14 protein-coding genes are annotated in these 15,544 nt (G+C 48.4%); 3 read left to right on the forward strand and 11 right to left on the reverse strand.

Annotation, left to right across the window (positions count from 1 at the left end):
- Window positions 1-123: 123 nt before the first annotated feature.
- The 6 genes from rpoH to HMPREF2700_RS01920 form a co-directional block, all read right to left on the reverse strand.
- Complete coding sequence (gene rpoH, locus HMPREF2700_RS01895) at window positions 124-987, reverse strand: RNA polymerase sigma factor RpoH (RefSeq protein ID WP_004519690.1); 864 nt, start codon at window positions 985-987, stop codon at window positions 124-126.
- Between the two features lie 279 nt (window positions 988-1,266).
- Window positions 1,267-2,814: an apolipoprotein N-acyltransferase gene (gene lnt / locus HMPREF2700_RS01900; protein WP_070589578.1), complete on the reverse strand. Its 1,548-nt coding sequence runs from the start codon at window positions 2,812-2,814 to the stop codon at window positions 1,267-1,269.
- Between the two features lie 55 nt (window positions 2,815-2,869).
- The gene (locus HMPREF2700_RS01905; protein ID WP_070589580.1) at window positions 2,870-3,736 is read right to left on the reverse strand and encodes a DUF808 domain-containing protein; all 867 of its coding nucleotides are present in this window, start codon (window positions 3,734-3,736) and stop codon (window positions 2,870-2,872) included.
- 112 nt (window positions 3,737-3,848) lie between these two features.
- Window positions 3,849-5,231, reverse strand: a complete 1,383-nt coding sequence (locus HMPREF2700_RS01910) for a TolC family protein (RefSeq protein ID WP_070589582.1) — start codon at window positions 5,229-5,231, stop codon at window positions 3,849-3,851.
- Window positions 5,232-5,294: 63 nt separating this feature from the next.
- A complete protein-coding gene (locus HMPREF2700_RS01915; protein WP_070589584.1) occupies window positions 5,295-7,232 on the reverse strand; it encodes a MacB family efflux pump subunit in 1,938 nt (645 codons plus the stop codon).
- Window positions 7,233-7,313: 81 nt separating this feature from the next.
- Window positions 7,314-8,495 (reverse strand): efflux RND transporter periplasmic adaptor subunit, encoded by a 1,182-nt coding sequence (locus HMPREF2700_RS01920; protein WP_070589586.1) that lies wholly within the window; start codon window positions 8,493-8,495, stop codon window positions 7,314-7,316.
- Between the two features lie 289 nt (window positions 8,496-8,784).
- Here HMPREF2700_RS01920 and HMPREF2700_RS01925 point away from each other — a divergent pair, with 289 nt between their 5' ends.
- Window positions 8,785-9,207, forward strand: a complete 423-nt coding sequence (locus tag HMPREF2700_RS01925; RefSeq protein WP_070589588.1) for a type IV pilin protein — start codon at window positions 8,785-8,787, stop codon at window positions 9,205-9,207.
- Between the two features lie 117 nt (window positions 9,208-9,324).
- Here HMPREF2700_RS01925 and nusB read toward each other — a convergent pair whose 3' ends face one another.
- The 3 genes from nusB to HMPREF2700_RS01940 all read right to left on the reverse strand — a co-directional run bounded on the left by nusB (window position 9,325) and on the right by HMPREF2700_RS01940 (window position 10,770).
- Entirely contained in the window at window positions 9,325-9,753 is a 429-nt protein-coding gene (nusB, locus tag HMPREF2700_RS01930; RefSeq protein ID WP_049350952.1) for a transcription antitermination factor NusB, read from the reverse strand.
- 121 nt (window positions 9,754-9,874) lie between these two features.
- The gene (gene ribH / locus HMPREF2700_RS01935; protein WP_036493252.1) at window positions 9,875-10,354 is read right to left on the reverse strand and encodes a 6,7-dimethyl-8-ribityllumazine synthase; all 480 of its coding nucleotides are present in this window, start codon (window positions 10,352-10,354) and stop codon (window positions 9,875-9,877) included.
- 92 nt (window positions 10,355-10,446) lie between these two features.
- Window positions 10,447-10,770: a DUF2185 domain-containing protein gene (locus HMPREF2700_RS01940; protein WP_070589597.1), complete on the reverse strand. Its 324-nt coding sequence runs from the start codon at window positions 10,768-10,770 to the stop codon at window positions 10,447-10,449.
- A gap of 253 nt (window positions 10,771-11,023) precedes the next feature.
- Here HMPREF2700_RS01940 and rnc point away from each other — a divergent pair, with 253 nt between their 5' ends.
- The gene (gene rnc, locus HMPREF2700_RS01945) at window positions 11,024-11,743 is read left to right on the forward strand and encodes a ribonuclease III (RefSeq protein ID WP_003683027.1); all 720 of its coding nucleotides are present in this window, start codon (window positions 11,024-11,026) and stop codon (window positions 11,741-11,743) included.
- Between the two features lie 64 nt (window positions 11,744-11,807).
- Entirely contained in the window at window positions 11,808-12,737 is a 930-nt protein-coding gene (era, locus tag HMPREF2700_RS01950; protein WP_003679342.1) for a GTPase Era, read from the forward strand.
- A gap of 56 nt (window positions 12,738-12,793) precedes the next feature.
- On the opposite strand, the gene coaBC is transcribed toward era, so the two are convergent.
- Together coaBC and HMPREF2700_RS01960 are read right to left on the reverse strand one after the other, a co-directional pair.
- On the reverse strand, window positions 12,794-13,972 hold the full coding sequence (gene coaBC, locus HMPREF2700_RS01955) for a bifunctional phosphopantothenoylcysteine decarboxylase/phosphopantothenate--cysteine ligase CoaBC (protein ID WP_070589591.1): 1,179 nt from the start codon (window positions 13,970-13,972) through the stop codon (window positions 12,794-12,796).
- A 44-nt stretch (window positions 13,973-14,016) separates the two neighbouring features.
- On the reverse strand, window positions 14,017-15,246 hold the full coding sequence (locus tag HMPREF2700_RS01960) for a tetratricopeptide repeat protein (RefSeq protein WP_070589593.1): 1,230 nt from the start codon (window positions 15,244-15,246) through the stop codon (window positions 14,017-14,019).
- Window positions 15,247-15,544: the final 298 nt, after the last annotated feature.

Genomic DNA, 15,544 nt, shown 5'->3' on the forward strand with positions numbered 1-15,544 from the left:
TGTGGTGGGTATTATAGCTTAAGTGGGCTTTAAAATGAATGTGTTGGGGGAGAAGATACAATAAGGTTTGCCATCGAAAAGGCCGTCTGAAAAGATTCAGACGGCCTTTTTATAATGAAAGGCTTAAACGGCTTCTGCTTCTTCTGCCAAGAAACCGCGCAGTTTTTGCATGGCTTTGGCTTCGATTTGGCGGATGCGTTCGGCAGATACGCCGTATTCGGCAGCCAATTCGTGCAGGGTCAAACCGCCATCGTCTTGCAACCAGCGGCTTTCAACGATACGGCGGCTGCGGTCGTCCAGTTGTGCCAAGGCATTTTGCAGACCTTCGGTTTGCAGGGCGTAGTGAGCTTGTTTGGACAACTGACGGCTAGGCTCTGCATCGTGATCGGCCAACCAGTCGATAGGGGCGAAATTGTCCTCGTCATCGTTGTTTTCTGCCATGATGCCGATATCGTGACCGGTCATGCGTTGCTCCATTTCCAAGACTTCGGACAATTTGACACCCAAATCATCGGCGATTTCTTGCGCTTCTTTTGGAGACAAGGCATTCAGGTTTTTACGCATGCTGCGCAGATTGAAGAACAGTTTGCGTTGCGGTTTGGTGGTGGCGACGCGGACCAAACGCCAGTTGCGCAAAATGAATTCGTGGATTTCTGCTTTAATCCAATGCACGGCAAACGAAAACAGGCGCGCGCCGCGGCTTGGTTCGTAGCGTTTGACGGCTTTCATCAGGCCGATATTGCCTTCTTGAATCAGGTCGGCTTGGTTGAGGCCGTAGCCGTCGTAGCCGCGTGCAATGGATACAACGACGCGAAGATGGGACAGAATAAGCTGTTTGGCGGCGTTGAGATCGCCTTTTTGTTGACGTTCGGCCAGTTGCGTTTCTTCTTCGGCAGTCAGCATGGGAATGCTGTTGACTGTATGAATGTATTGCTCGAGGCTACCGTTGCCGCTGTGGATAACGGGTAATGCAAAAGCTTTATTCATAAAAGGATGCTCTCCTTGATCGGGCCGTCTGAAAACGGCTTTTTGTTTATTGTGTGACAAGCAGTATAACACTGCCTGTGGTTTGTTTTGTTATGGGTTGGATTTTTTCTGTAAATTAACGATAGATTCAATAGTTTTTACTGCTTGAATTGCAAGGGTTGATTGTCTTAGAAAATTTGAGTGATTTGCTAGGTTTTGGATAAGTATATTACAAACATTTCTGTATGTAAATAGTTTCGTCAATAAAAAAGACCTTGTATAACAAGGTCTTAAAAATTTTTATTCTGGTTTCTTCCGGCCAATCAGGATAAGGAATACGCCGATAACGGCCAAAATACTGATAAGCCATGTGGAGCCGCCTGCTTTCATATAAGGCGTTTCGCCGATATAGCCTTTAACGTGGCCTTCGAGGACGGTTTCTATATCCGGTTGGGCTTCGGCAACAATCGTACCTTTAGGAGAAATAATGGCGGTTGCGCCGGTATTGGTGGCGCGAACCATGTAGCGGCCCAGTTCCATTGCACGCGCTTGGGACTGTTGAAGCTGCTGATACATGGCATTGGATTTGCCATACCATGCCATATTGCTGATGTTGGCGAGCAGGGTGGAGCGTTTCGCCGTTGCGATGAGTTCGTCGCCGAAGCCGTCTTCATAGCAGATATTGAAGGCGACTTTTTGATCTTTCATCACCAAAGGCGCTTGGTTGTCGCCGCCTTTTTGAAAGTCGGCCAAAGGCATATCCATCATTTTATAGAGGCGCTCGGTAATGGCGGGCAAGGGCTTGTATTCGCCAAATGGAACGAGGTGGTTCTTGGCGTAGTAGGGGATGACATCGGAAGTGCTGTTGTGATAGTCGCTCAAATTGATGACTGCATTTTCGTAGCCGTTGCCGTCGGGCGTATATTGGCTGATGCCGATGGCCAATGCACTGCCGTTGCTTTGTGCCTGTTCGGCGAATTGTTCCAAGATGCCTTCGGGCAGGTTTTGGCGCATCAGCGGTAGGGCGGTTTCAGGCAGGATGACGATGTCGGCACTGGTTTTGCTGATTTGTTCGTAGTATTTCTGAATGGTCGGAATGATTTGCTCTTCCTTCCATTTCAGATTTTGCTCGATGTTGCCTTGAATCAGGGCAACCGTGCTGGTGCTGCCGTCGGGGCGGGTGTATTCGGTTTGTTGGGAAATGTAGCCGACGGAGCAGAGCGCAACGATAAGGAATAAGGGTAGCAGGCGGTGTTTCAGACGGCCGTGGTTGTCAATCAGCAACACCAGCCATGCGCTGAGGAAAGCGGTTGCCAGCGTGACCATATGAATGCCGCCCAAAGGCGCGAAGCCTGCCAACGGGCTGTCTTTGATGATTTGGGAATAGCCGATTGCGCCCCAGCCGAATCCGGTCAGGAAACGTTCGCGGGCAAATTCTGCCAGCGTCCACAAAATCGGCAGCAGGAGGCCGGTTTTAGCCCAGCGCGACAGGTTGCATTTTCTCCACCCCCAAAAACAGATGGCCGGATAAAGCGCAAGAAACGCCGGCAGCAGGAAGGTGAGGGGGATGGCGTATGAATCCGGCAAACCCGAAACGTCATGTAAGGCAGTGTGTATCCAATAAAACTGCGCCGTATAACCGATTAATCCGAACAGATAGGCAGTCATGACGGCAAAGCGCGGACGCAATTCAATCAGGCGTATCAGCGCGCCAAACAACAGCGGCATCAGCCAGAAATGATAATAGGGGGCGAAAGTGAACGGTGTCGCGGCGGCAATCAAGATGACCAGCGGCCAGTAAAGCAGCGGATGTTGCCAATATTGTTCGAGTTTACGGAAAATATTCATGCTTTAAATGGTATTGAGGCCGTCTGAAAAATTTTCAGACGGCAGGGAAACAAAATCAGTCTTTTTGAAACAATTTCATTGCAGGCAGGACGATTGCGCAAGCCAATGAACCGGCGGCTACTCCGACCACCAGATTGGCGATATGCTCCATTATGCCGCTGTCCCAATGCTGCGCGTGGAGGAAATCGTGCAAAAAGCCAAGGTTGTGGGCGATCAGTCCGCCGCCAACCAAGAACATCGCCAGCGTGCCGACAATGCTCAAGCCGCGCATAAACCAAGGCATAAATGAAATCAAACTGCGTCCGATACCTTGCACGGCGGCACTTTTTTGGCGCATCAACATCATGCCGAGGTCGTCAAGTTTGACGATAATGCCGACCAAACCATAGACCAATGCCGTCATGCCGACACCGATGGCGGCCATAACCAAAGAACGCGTCATCAGGTCATATTTTTCAACAACACCCAGCGCGATAATGATGATTTCGGCTGAGAGGATGAAATCTGTGCGGACCGCGCCTTTAACTTTTGTTTTTTCGTCTGTGACTTCAGGCTCGGCATCGTGTCCGTCTTCGTGTTCATTGCGGTGCAAGAATTTGTGCAGCAGTTTTTCCACGCCTTCAAAACATAAATAAACACCGCCGATCATCAGCAAGGGCGTAATCAGCGCAGGCAGGAAAGCGGAAAGCAACAGCGCAAGCGGCACCAGAATCAGCTTGTTGACCAGAGAGCCTTTTGCCACCGCCCAAATAATCGGCAATTCGCGCTCGGCGGATACGCCGGTTACCTGATTGGCGTTGAGCGCCAAATCGTCACCGACCACGCCGGCGGTTTTTTTGGCGGCGACTTTGGTCATCATCGCTACGTCGTCCAAAACGGCGGTAATGTCGTCCAAAAGCGTAAAGAGAGAGGCGAAGGCCATAATTTTGTCCGGATAAAATCAAATAAACGCGCGATTATATATGAAAATTCAGTTGCTTGAATGTTTTTCAGACGGCCGTTGACGGAAATTAACCGAAGGCCGTCTGAAAATGCTATTTCGGCGTATAACGTCCCGCCATGGCTTTATACACCATATTTTCGTATTTTAAGGCTTCATAGCGTTGGTTCAGCAGGTTTTGAGCCGAGCTGTATTCTGAATTCAAAGCCTCCAGCCAGTCTTTCAGTTCGTTTTTACCGTGTTGGTAGCGTACTTGATAGTAATGGCTGTTTTTCTTGTCCAACTGATAACGCTGTTCTTGATTGGCAAGGCTGGCCTGCGCGTTTTTGTAGGCAAGGTAGTTGGTGTTGACCTCGTTGAGCGCGGTGGTCAGGGCTTTTTCAAAATTCAGCTTGGCACTGTCCATCTCCGCTTGTACGGTTTTGTCTTTCCATTTCATGGTCTGCCAATTAAGGAAAGGCAGATTGATGGTGGCCGAGCCGCCCAACATGGGGATATTGAACGTGCTTTTCGCTTTATCGGAAGACGTACTCAAACTTGCGCCCAAAGTAATCGACGGATACCAACTGCGTTTTTGTGCGTTGACCGATTGTTGCGACGCTTGCAGGCGGTATTCAGCGGCGCGCAGGTCGGGGCGGTTGGCCAAAACGGTAATCGGTACGTCTAAGTTCACGCCTTTGACAGGCAGCAGGCGGAACTGTGCCGGATCGGCAGCCATGTTTTCAGACGGCCTTAAATTCAACAAATTACGCAAAACCTGTTTTTGCGTATCCAAATTGTTTTGCAAAGACAACAGGCTGTTTTCCGCGCTCAGCAATGATTGTTTGGCTTGGGTCGGCTGGCTTGAGTCGGCCCGGCCGTAGCGGAACTTGGCATTCGCAATGCGGTTGATTTCCTGATATTGCTTCAGCGATTTTTGCGCCAACTCGATGGCTTCGTTCAGATAGGCGATATTGAAATACGCATCGGCGACATTATTAATCAAAGTCAGGCGTGTGTTGGCCATGTCTTCATGCGTGGCTTGGTATTCCCATACCTGCGCATCGGCAGTGGCACTGAGTTTTCGCCACAAATCCAATTCGTAGCTCAAGCCAAGCTGGCTACTGAAGGTATTGCCGTGGCTGCCGGTTTTCAGGTTTTTAGAAGCATTCGCCCCCAACGAGCCGCTGAACGAAGGCACCAAATCCGCACCCAAAATATTGGCTTGGTACAAAGCCTTGTTGACGCTGATGGCGGCCTGTTTCAAATCGACATTGTTCGCCAGCGCCTGCTCCATCAGCGCGTTGAGCTGCGGGCTTTGGTAGATTTCCCACCAGTTGCCGTTTACATCGTAGCGTTCGGCAGTTTCCGCCGCGCTCATGACTTGGCCGGTTGCTTCCAGTGTCAGGTTCGGATTGGCTTTAGGTGCGGCGCACGCACTCAGGGCAAGGGCAACAGCCAATGATAAGGCTGCTTGGGAAAAAGGTTTCGTCTTCATAAAAAATCTTTCGGGTAACAGCATTTCAGACGGCCCTAAGATAATAGGCCGTCTGAAACATAATCAATCCTGAGCCAGCGCATCAATCGGGTTGAGCTTAGAAGCTTTGTTGGCAGGCATAAAGCCGAACGCGACACCGATGGCGGTGGAGCAGACAACTGCGCCGATGACGGAAGTCATGGAAATGCTCATCGGGAAGTCGGTGACAAAGTAGTTGAACACCAGGCTGATGCACGCAGACAGCAATACGCCTGACAGGCCGCCGATGATACAGATTAAGACTGCCTCAATCAGAAACTGTTGCAAAATATTGTTGCGGCGTGCGCCGATTGCCATGCGGACGCCGATTTCTTTGGTGCGCTCGGTAACGGAGACCAGCATGATGTTCATCACGCCGATACCGCCGACCACCAAAGAGATGACCGCAATGGAAGAAATCAGCAGCGTCATGGTGCCGGTCGTGCTTTCCACCATTTCTTTGATGCTGTCGCTGTTGTTCATAAAGAAGTCTTCTGTACCGTGGCGTGCTTTCAGCAGCTCGGTCAGGCTTTTTTCGGCAACCTGTGTGTTGGCATCGTCTTTGATTTTGACAACGATGGAGTTGGTATGGCTCTCGCCGGTAATTTGGTGCATGACCGTTGTATAAGGCGACCAAAGCATCAGCGAGTCGGAATTGCCGAATGAGTTGTCATCCTTTTTCATAATGCCGATGACGGTTAGCGGGCGTTTTTTGAAGAGGATGGTTTTTCCTAAAGGATTGATGCCTTCGCCGAAGAGTTTGGTTTTGGTGTTTTGGTCGATAACGACGACTTGGGCATCAGTTTTTACATCGTCATCATCAAACAGACGGCCTTCTTCCAATTTCAAACCGCGCACGTCGAAATATTGTTCGCCTACGCCGTAAAGCGAGGCAGTCAGGTCGGTGTTGCGGTAGGTCAAGGTGCCGCTGGAGTTGGTTTGAGGGGTGGCAGAGGCGACGTAGCTTTGTTGGCTGATGGCTTTTGCGTCATTAATCGTCAGTGTTTTGATCCGTCCGCTGCGGCGGTCGCCAAAACCACGGCCGGGGAAGATGCTGATGGTGTTTGTACCCATCGAGTTGATGTCTTCCAAGATTTTTTGTTGCGAGCCATTACCCAATGCCACTACCGATACCACCGAAGCGATACCGATGATAATCCCCAGCATGGTCAGCAGCGAACGCATTTTGTGCGCCATAATCGCCTGCACCGACATTTTGAATGCTTCCATAAATTGATCGTAATAAAACGACCAAGAAGCTTTTTCTTTAATCCTCTCCACTTTGCTTGGCGGGATATCGGGATTTTTAGACATATCCGAAATAATCTGACCGTCGCGGATTTCGATGACGCGGTTTGCGTTTGCCGCAATGCCCGGATCGTGGGTGACCATAATCACGGTATGCCCGTCTTCGTGCAGCTTGTGGATGATTTCCATCACGTTTTTACCGCTGGCGGTATCCAATGCGCCGGTCGGCTCGTCGGCAAAGATGATTTCGCCGCCGTTCATCAACGCGCGGGCAATCGAAACGCGTTGTTGCTGACCGCCGGAAAGTTCGCTGGGTTTGTTGCCTTCTTTATTTTGCAAACCCAAATCGCCCAACAGTTTTTCCGCACGTTCCGCGCGCTCTTTGCTGTCCATGCCCATATATACGGCAGGCAGGGCGACGTTGTCTCGGGCGGTCAGCGAGCTTAACAGGTTGTAACGCTGGAAAATAAAGCCGAAACGCTCACGGCGCAAAGCCGCCAGCTCATCCGGCTGCATTTGCGATGTTTCGATGCCGTCGATTTGATAAGAGCCGGAAGTGGCGGTATCCAGACAGCCCAAGATATTCATCAGCGTAGATTTGCCTGAACCAGACTGGCCGATAATCGCCACAAAGTCGCCTTTCTCAATAGAAAGGCTGACATCTTTCAATACGTGCACACGGTTTTCACCGCTACCGAAAAAACGGTTGATATTCTTACATTCGATTAAACTCATAATCTTTCCGGGCGAAAAATAGAAATACAGGAACTAAGGCCGTCTGAAACACAGCCAAATCTTTCAGACGGCCTTAATCAATCAGCGAGGAGGGCCACCGCCCATCATCGCGCGTTCGCTGCTCTTATTCTTTTCATCTGCGCTCATTTCAGAAATGATCACTTTTTCGCCTTCTTTCAAGCCGCTTTTGATTTCGGTATTCATGCTGTCTTTCAAACCGACGGTTACTTCGCGCTCGACAGCTTTATTGTCTGCGCCCAAAACACTGACAAATGATTTGCCGTTATGCTTTTTCACGGTCAGTGTCGGTACTAGTAAGACATTCTTCACGCCGTTGATTTCAATCGTATTTTGAGTGGTCATGCCGATGGAGAGCTTGCCGTCATTATTCGGCACAAGGGCGCGGGCATAGTAGTAAATCGCATTGGAAGTCGTGTCCGTGCTGCTGGTGTAGCTGCCCAAAGACATGGTGGTCAGGCCGGGGTCGACGCTGTCTAATTTTGCTTTAATCGGGGTGTCCGGTTCGGACAGAATGGTGAACGAAATATCCTGACCGGCTTTGACTTTCGTGATGTCGCCCTCGGCAATCTGCATTTTGTTTAACATGGTTTCCAAGTTGGCCAGCTGGATAATGGTCGGCGTAGATTGCGCCGCATTGACGGATTGGCCTTCTTCAACAGGAATGGCGACTACGGTGCCGTCCATGGTGGCGGTAATCCGCGTGTGGCCCAGTTCGGATTCGGCTGTATTGATGGAGATTTTTGATTGTTTGATGGCGGCTTTCAGTTCGGCAACATTGGCTTTGGCTGCGGCTAAAGAGTCTTGTGCAGATTCCAAGTCTTCTTTGGAAGTTGCCTGTTCTTTCCATAAGGCAAGTTCGCGTTTATATTTTTTCTCCGCACTGGAAAGCGCGATTTCTGCAGAAACCAATTTTGCCTGATAGGTTTCCAGTTTGGATTTCTCGGTATTTAAGGTATTGATCTGATTGGTTGAGTCGATTTCTGCAATCAGATCGCCTTTTTTCACTTGTTGGCCCAGTTTCACATACAGTTTTTTAATCTGACCTGAAGCTTCTGCGCCCACGGATACCAAATTGGAAGGTGAGATTTCGCCGGTTGCCGACACGGTTTGACGGATATCGCCGCGTTTGACCACTTCTGTAATAAAAGAAGACTGAGGCTCAGGCTTCATCAAAGACCAGCCGCCGAAAGCCGCTACTACTACAACAGCCGTACCGGCCGCCCACTTGAAAACTTTAGACATATAAAAGGAACCAATTCAATAAAATAACGTCGCAGACAAGCAACAAATGTATTGATAGAAACAAAAAAACAACTGGATTTTACTGTAAAGACCAAGGCCAACCAAGAGACGGTTGGCTCAAATTGAAGTTTAACTTATTGAAATAAAAAATAAAAGGATGAAAATATTTTTCAGAACTTGCACCTCATTTACATAAATTCCCAAACTCCCTCCGAATCTGAACATTTAAGCCGCAAGAAAACTACTATAATATTCATGTCTTATTCTAATTATTTACGACATAAATACAATGAAACACCAACAAGGCTTCACGCTTATCGAGCTGCTGATAGTCGTTGTGATTGCAGCCATTCTTGCTACCATCGCATATCCGTCTTATCAAAACTACATCCGCCAAACGCGCCTTGCCGCCGTCCGCACGCAGATGCTGCATAACGCCCAACAGCTCGAACGCTACTACACTCAAAAAAGTACATTTGTAGGGTTTCCTGATGGAAATTTGCAGCAGAATCAATATTTCGATATTAGTTTTTCCGAAGGTACGGCTTCTATGCCTAATCCTTCCGATTCAGGTTATATTTTGAAGGCAGAACCCAACAAAGAAACCAACGCAAATGAAACCTGTACCGTTTATTACAACGACAGCGGTATCATCTGGGCAAGCAGCGACAAGCAAAACTGTCCCGGTTATGAAATGCCAAAATCAGAATAAATCGAAAGATAAAAGGCCGTCTGAAATTCAGACGGCCTTTTTGATGGTTTGGCTGTATAAGTACATTAGCTTAAACAGGGCAAAGATCAGTAATCTCGACCTGATGCGAAGTCAATCTTAGCCTTTGCGGCGCGGTTCGTCAGGGCGGATGCGGGAAGCCAGTTGGTCGAGGATGCCGTTGACGAATTTATGGCCATCGGTGCCGCCGAAAGTTTTGGTAACTTCGATGGCTTCGTTGATGATGACAGGATAGGGGGTTTCAGGCATGGTGCTCAGCTCATGGCAGGCAACCAGCAAAACGGCGCGTTCGATAGGGCTGAGGTCTTTTTCGTCGCGGTCGAGCAGGGGGCTGATTTTTTCCATGTATTCTTCAGCATGGGTTTGTGCGCCGAAAAACAGTTTGTTGAACAGCTCTTCATCCATATTGGATGTTTGGGACAGTTCGTGGATGTTTTTGGCGATTTCGGGAGCGGCAGTTTTGTTGATGCCTGCTTGATAAATAGCTTGTACGGCAAGCTCGCGTGCGCGGCGGCGTGGGCTTTTCATGGGTATTCCTTGTGAAGAGAGTGCCGATGGTTGTCGGCTGAATATTGAATGATTCAGACGGCCTCAATATCATGATTGAGAGGCCGTCTGAAAATATGCGGTATTCAATACGGGGAGAAGCTTATTCTTCGTCGTCTTCGTATTGTTCTGACAAAAGATGGTTGACCAAGTTGGCACATTCTACGGCAACTTTGGCAGCATCAGAGGCTTTTTCTTCGATGCGTGCAACGGCTTGTTCGTCGTTTTCAGTCGTCAGGATGGCGTTGGCGATAGGGATGTTGTAGTCAAGGGCAACGCGGCTGACACCTGCTCCGGACTCATTGGATACCAATTCAAAGTGGTAGGTTTCGCCACGAATCACAACGCCGATGGCAATCAGGGCATCGAATTGTTCGGAGGATGCGAGGTTCATTAGCGCGATAGGCACTTCAAGCGCGCCGGGAACGGTGGCAAGCGTGATGTTGTCTTCGGATACGCCCAATTCTTTTAAGGTGCGGCAGCATACTTTGACCATTTCGCTGCCGATTTCGTTGGTAAAGCGGGCTTGAACGATGCCGATGCGCAGGTTGGTGCCATCGAGGCGTGGTTCGATAATGTTCATGATGATTCCTTCAATATTTGTGAAATAGGGATTCGGCTCGGTTTCAGACGGCCTTGTTATAAAGAAGGCCGTCTGAAACGAAATGGGGTGGGTTATTCTTGCGGCTGCCAATCGGCAACGGCTTGGAACTCGCCGTCTTCGTTCAATTCCCACGCGCTGCCTTCTGCCTGAGTCAGCAGGGGCGCGATGCCGGGATTGTCTGCAGTAATGGCGGAGAGGCTGACAATGCTGAAGTTGTCGGGATTGTCGGTGTATTCGTCGGTTTCGTCGCCGCTGAAAATGCGCCAGCCGCTGTCGTTTTCAAATACGGGGGCTTCGCGGTAGAGGAAGCCGACGGGTTCGCCTTGTTCGGCGACGGTGTTGGTAACGATGCAGCGGTCGAGCGCTGCGGCCAATGCTTGGGCAAATTTGTTCATGGAGTTGACAAAGAGATGATTTGGCATGATTTTACACGATTCGCCGCTTTTCCGCACGGATGTGTGCAGGGGCGGTTTGATGGTACAATGTCGGCAAGTGCCGTCAGGTTTAACATGACGGCTTTTGATTGTTTATCGGCTTGAGGGACGCAAGAAACAATGAGCCAAAATAAAAAAGTTGCCGGTGTAGCCTTTTTATTTTGTTTCACTGCGGATGAGGCGTGCTTTCCGGCTGTTTTTTTGAAAGTATGGAATGAAACCTGATTTGCTCAAACAGCAGGCGCATCGAGCGATCCAAAAGCGTCTGGGCTATGAGTTCCGCAATATGGAGCTGCTTCAGCAGGCTTTGACCCACCGCAGCTACAATGCCAAACACAATGAGCGTTTTGAATTTGTCGGTGATTCGATTTTGAACTATTCCGTGGCGAGGATGTTGTTTGACGCGTTTCCGAAATTGTCGGAAGGCGAGTTGTCGCGGATGCGCGCGGCTTTGGTGAATGAAGGCGTGTTGGCTGAAATCGCGTTGGAAATGAATGTCGGCGACGGTTTGTATTTGGGTGCCGGCGAGTTGAAGAGCGGCGGTTTCAGACGGCCTTCGATTTTGGCTGACGCGATGGAGGCGATGTTTGCGGCGGTCAGCTTTGACGCTGATTTTTCTGCAGCGGAAAAAGTGGTTCGCCATTTGTTTGCAGAACGTGTGAAACGTGCGGATTTGAATATCGGCAAGAAAGACAGTAAAACCGCTTTGCAGGAAGCCTTGCAGGCACGCCGCTTTGCCCTGCCGAAATACCGAATCGAAGAGCAGGCGGAGCAGACGGCTGATGCGATGTTTGTGATTTCCTGCGATTTGGGCGAACTTGGTTTCATCTGCAATGCACGCGGCAGCAGTCGGAAAGTGGCCGAGCAAAAAGCGGCATGTGAAGCCTTAGAATGGTTGGAACAGAAGTTTCCTTTGAAAAAAGCTAAAAAATAATATTTCAGACGGCCTTTGAGAAAATGCAAAGGCCGTCTGAAACAATCAAGAAAGTCATATATAAATGGATATCGAAACCTTTTTGCAAAACGAGTCACAACACCCGACGGATTATCGTTGCGGTTTTGTTGCCATCGTGGGTCGCCCGAATGTCGGCAAATCCACGTTGATGAACCATTTAATCGGTCAGAAAATCAGTATTACCAGTAAAAAAGCACAAACCACGCGCAACCGTGTAACCGGTATTTACACCGACGACACGGCGCAATTTGTGTTTGTCGATACGCCGGGTTTTCAAACCAATCACCGTAATGCTTTGAATGACCGTCTTAATCAAAACGTAACCGAAGCGTTGAGCGGCGTGGACGTAGTGGTTTTTGTGGTGGAAGCCATGCGCTTTACCGATGCCGACCGCGTGGTGCTGAAGCAGTTGCCTAAGCATACGCCTGTGGTATTGGTGGTCAATAAAATCGATAAAGACAAAGCCAAAGATAAATTTGCGCTTGAGGCGTTTATCAATGAAGTGCGTCAAGAGTTTGAATTTACCGCCAGCGAGGCAGTCAGCGCGAAACATGGCCTGCGTATTGCCAATCTGCTGGAACTGCTCAAGCCGTATCTGCCGGAAAGTATCCCGATGTATCCGGAAGATATGGTGACGGACAAATCCAGCCGATTTTTGGCGATGGAAATTGTGCGCGAAAAACTGTTCCGCTATTTGGGCGAAGAGTTGCCGTATGCGATGAATGTTGAAGTGGAGCAGTTTGAGGAAGAGGAAAGCGGACTGTTCCGTATTTATATCGCAGTGTTGGTCGATAAAGACAGCCAAAAGGCGATTTTGATTGGCAAGGGTGGGGAGAAATTGAAGAAAATTTCTACTGAAGCCCGCCTCGATATGGAAAAATTATTTGATACCAAAGTCTTTTTGAAGATTTGGGTGAAAGTAAAATCCGGTTGGGCAGACGATATTCGTTTCCTGCGCGAATTGGGTTTGTGATTTAATGTGTTTGAACAAAGGCCGTCTGAAAAATTTTCAGACGGCCTTTTATTTTATCAAGTCAACAATTCAGCCAGGCGTTTGACGATTTCATCCGCTGCTTGGCGTTTGGATGTTTCCGGAAATGAGGTTTCGGCAAGGTCATCAATAATGGTGATTTGATTGGTTGGCTTGCCCATGGAAACGGAAACTTGGTTGGCCACTAGCATAGGTACGTTTTTGCACAAACGTTTTGCCCGAGCAAATTCTAAAACCTGATGGCTTTCGGCAGCAAAGCCGACGCAGAATGGTGGAGAAGGCAAGGCGGCAACGGATGCAAGAATATCCGGATTTTCCGTCAGTTCGATAACTGGGGGCTGATTGCCGTTTTTCTTCAGTTTCTCATTGCTGCTGTTTTTGACTTTGTAGTCTGCAACGGCTGCGACGGAAATAAAGACATCCTGCTCATGGATATGGCGGTGAACTGCCTGATACATGGCTTCTGCGCTGACAGCTTGTTCGGAATGAGCCAAGCCTGCCGGCAGGACCGTCTGAATTTGACCGTAAATCAGCGTGACTTTCGCTCCGGCAGCACGGCACGCACGCGCTAAAGCCATGCCCATTTGTCCGCTGGAAATATTGGTAATGCCGCGGACAGGGTCGATGGCTTCAAACGTTGCGCCGGCTGTAATCAGAACTTTTTTGCCGCTCAGTAGCTTGGGTGTCCATAAATCCTCTAGCAAATCTGCCAGATCGACCGCTTCGACCATTCTGCCTGTACCTGTTTCGCCGCAAGCCTGTTCGCCGCTGTTTGGGTAAAACACGGTAACGCCGTCTGAAACCAGTTGTTCAATATTGCGCAGGTTAGCAGGGTTGTTCCACATTTCGACATTCATTGCAGGCGCAACGGCCAAGGGACATTTTCTGGCTGCAGCCAAAGTAGTCAGCAGGTTGTCGGCCAATCCGTTGGCAATTTTAGCAATCGTATTGGCAGTGGCTGGTGCAATAAGAAATGCGTCAGCTTCACGCGTCAGATTGATGTGCGCCATGCCATTATTGGAAGCACCTGAATAGGTATCCGATAAAACAGGGTTGCCGGTTAAAGCTTGGAAAGTCAGCGGAGAGACAAATTCTGTCGCAGAATCCGTCATTACGACTGATACAGAATGTCCTTGCTTTTTCAGCAGTCTGACCAGTTCGCAAGATTTATACGCCGCAATACCGCCGGTAATGCCGAGGAGAATGTGTTTGCTCATAAATAATGGGTTCACGAAATGAGAGATATAGGAATCAAATCAAATTAGATTTGTTCGATGTTGATTCTGGCTAGTTTTGCTTTAATCGCATTGCCATATCTCTTCGGCAAGAACGCTGAAACCACCCCGTTTTTCACTTCAGTCACATAACTGCAGACTTTAAATTCAGGAACAACATTGAGCGAGTAGTCCGGATTAACCAAAGGCGAAGCACTGGAGTACAGCGTCCATCTTGCCAGACTACCGTCTTTATAATCAGTCGTTGCGTTAAAGCTGGTGACCCCTTCGCTAAAAGCGATTTGATAATTAGGGTAAAACTCGCCGGGAATTTTGTGTGCATTACAGAAATCAAATAATCTGTCATGTGCAAACAGATTCTGACGGATATAGGCCCACAATTCTTTTTCTAGAAAATCTTGGTCGGCAAAATGTCTGGAAGGGTAGCCCTCATCGACAAAATTCTGAATTCTTTCCTGCATATCTGGGACTGCGCCCGCTTTAGCGCCCCACATACCCGCAAGAATCAGGGCAGTATGCGAGCCTGAGTCGCGAATAGTGTGGAATAGGGTGCCACTTTTTATCCATTCGGATACGGCTGCAGCATCACGATAGCAAATAATAGAATCTGCATCACGGAAAATAACGTATTCAACCTCGGGATCATTGATGGCAAGAAAGCGCCACATCGTACCCGGCCAGTTGTCCAACGGTGCGCCAACCTTAATTACTTCTGCTCCGTTATTTCTAAATCGTTGAATAGCTTCAGCCGATACAGAATCGTCAACATAAAAACGACATGTCCAACCAGGGAAAAGTACAGGAGCAAGCTGGGTATTTAAGACGGCAGGCTCAATATATTTGGAATTATTGCCAAATAAAGAAAAGGAGATAATCCGTTTGCCGTTTTTTGGAGCTGGTGTCGGAATGATTTCATGTTCTAGGTCTGGGATGGCTTTGTCTTTTAGAACCAAAGCCTGATGACCGTAAAACCCAGTTTTTTCCCAATTATCTAGAGCGCCGTAAGCATGTGCAAGTAAATCCAAAGCAGGAATATAGGTGCTATCCAGCTCTAGTGTTTTCATTTCAGCCTCAATGGCTTTTTCCCATTTCAATTGCTTCAGATAGGCATAAGCAACTTTATGATGAAATTCTGCAGATTTGGGATTGAGAAGGCAAAGAATCTCGGCACGTTTTAGCGCTTCCTCGTAATTTTCCTCTTCAATAAAAGAGTGATATGCTTGTTCAAATTTTTGTTGAATCTTTTCGTTACTCATAATAGGGGCATTCTAAATTTATAATTGTTTTATTGGAGAAAGTAGTGATTGTAAGAGTAGATGGGACTAAAGCGCCAGTAATATAGAGATATAGAGTGTTTGAATGTGGCAAATAAGAGCAAAGCTGCAGGACTATTTATCTTTAGGGTATCTGTTTTATCTATCGAACGATAAAATCCAATAAATTTTAAATTATTTAAATACAGATAGTTGTGAAAAAATTTTAATTTTTTTTGAAGTTGGGTGTTGACGGGTTTTGTTGGTAGGCGTATAGTTCGGTTCTTCGCTGCTGACGCGG

The organism is Neisseria sp. HMSC068C04 (assembly GCF_001810105.1).
Taxonomy (GTDB): domain Bacteria; phylum Pseudomonadota; class Gammaproteobacteria; order Burkholderiales; family Neisseriaceae; genus Neisseria; species Neisseria flavescens_B.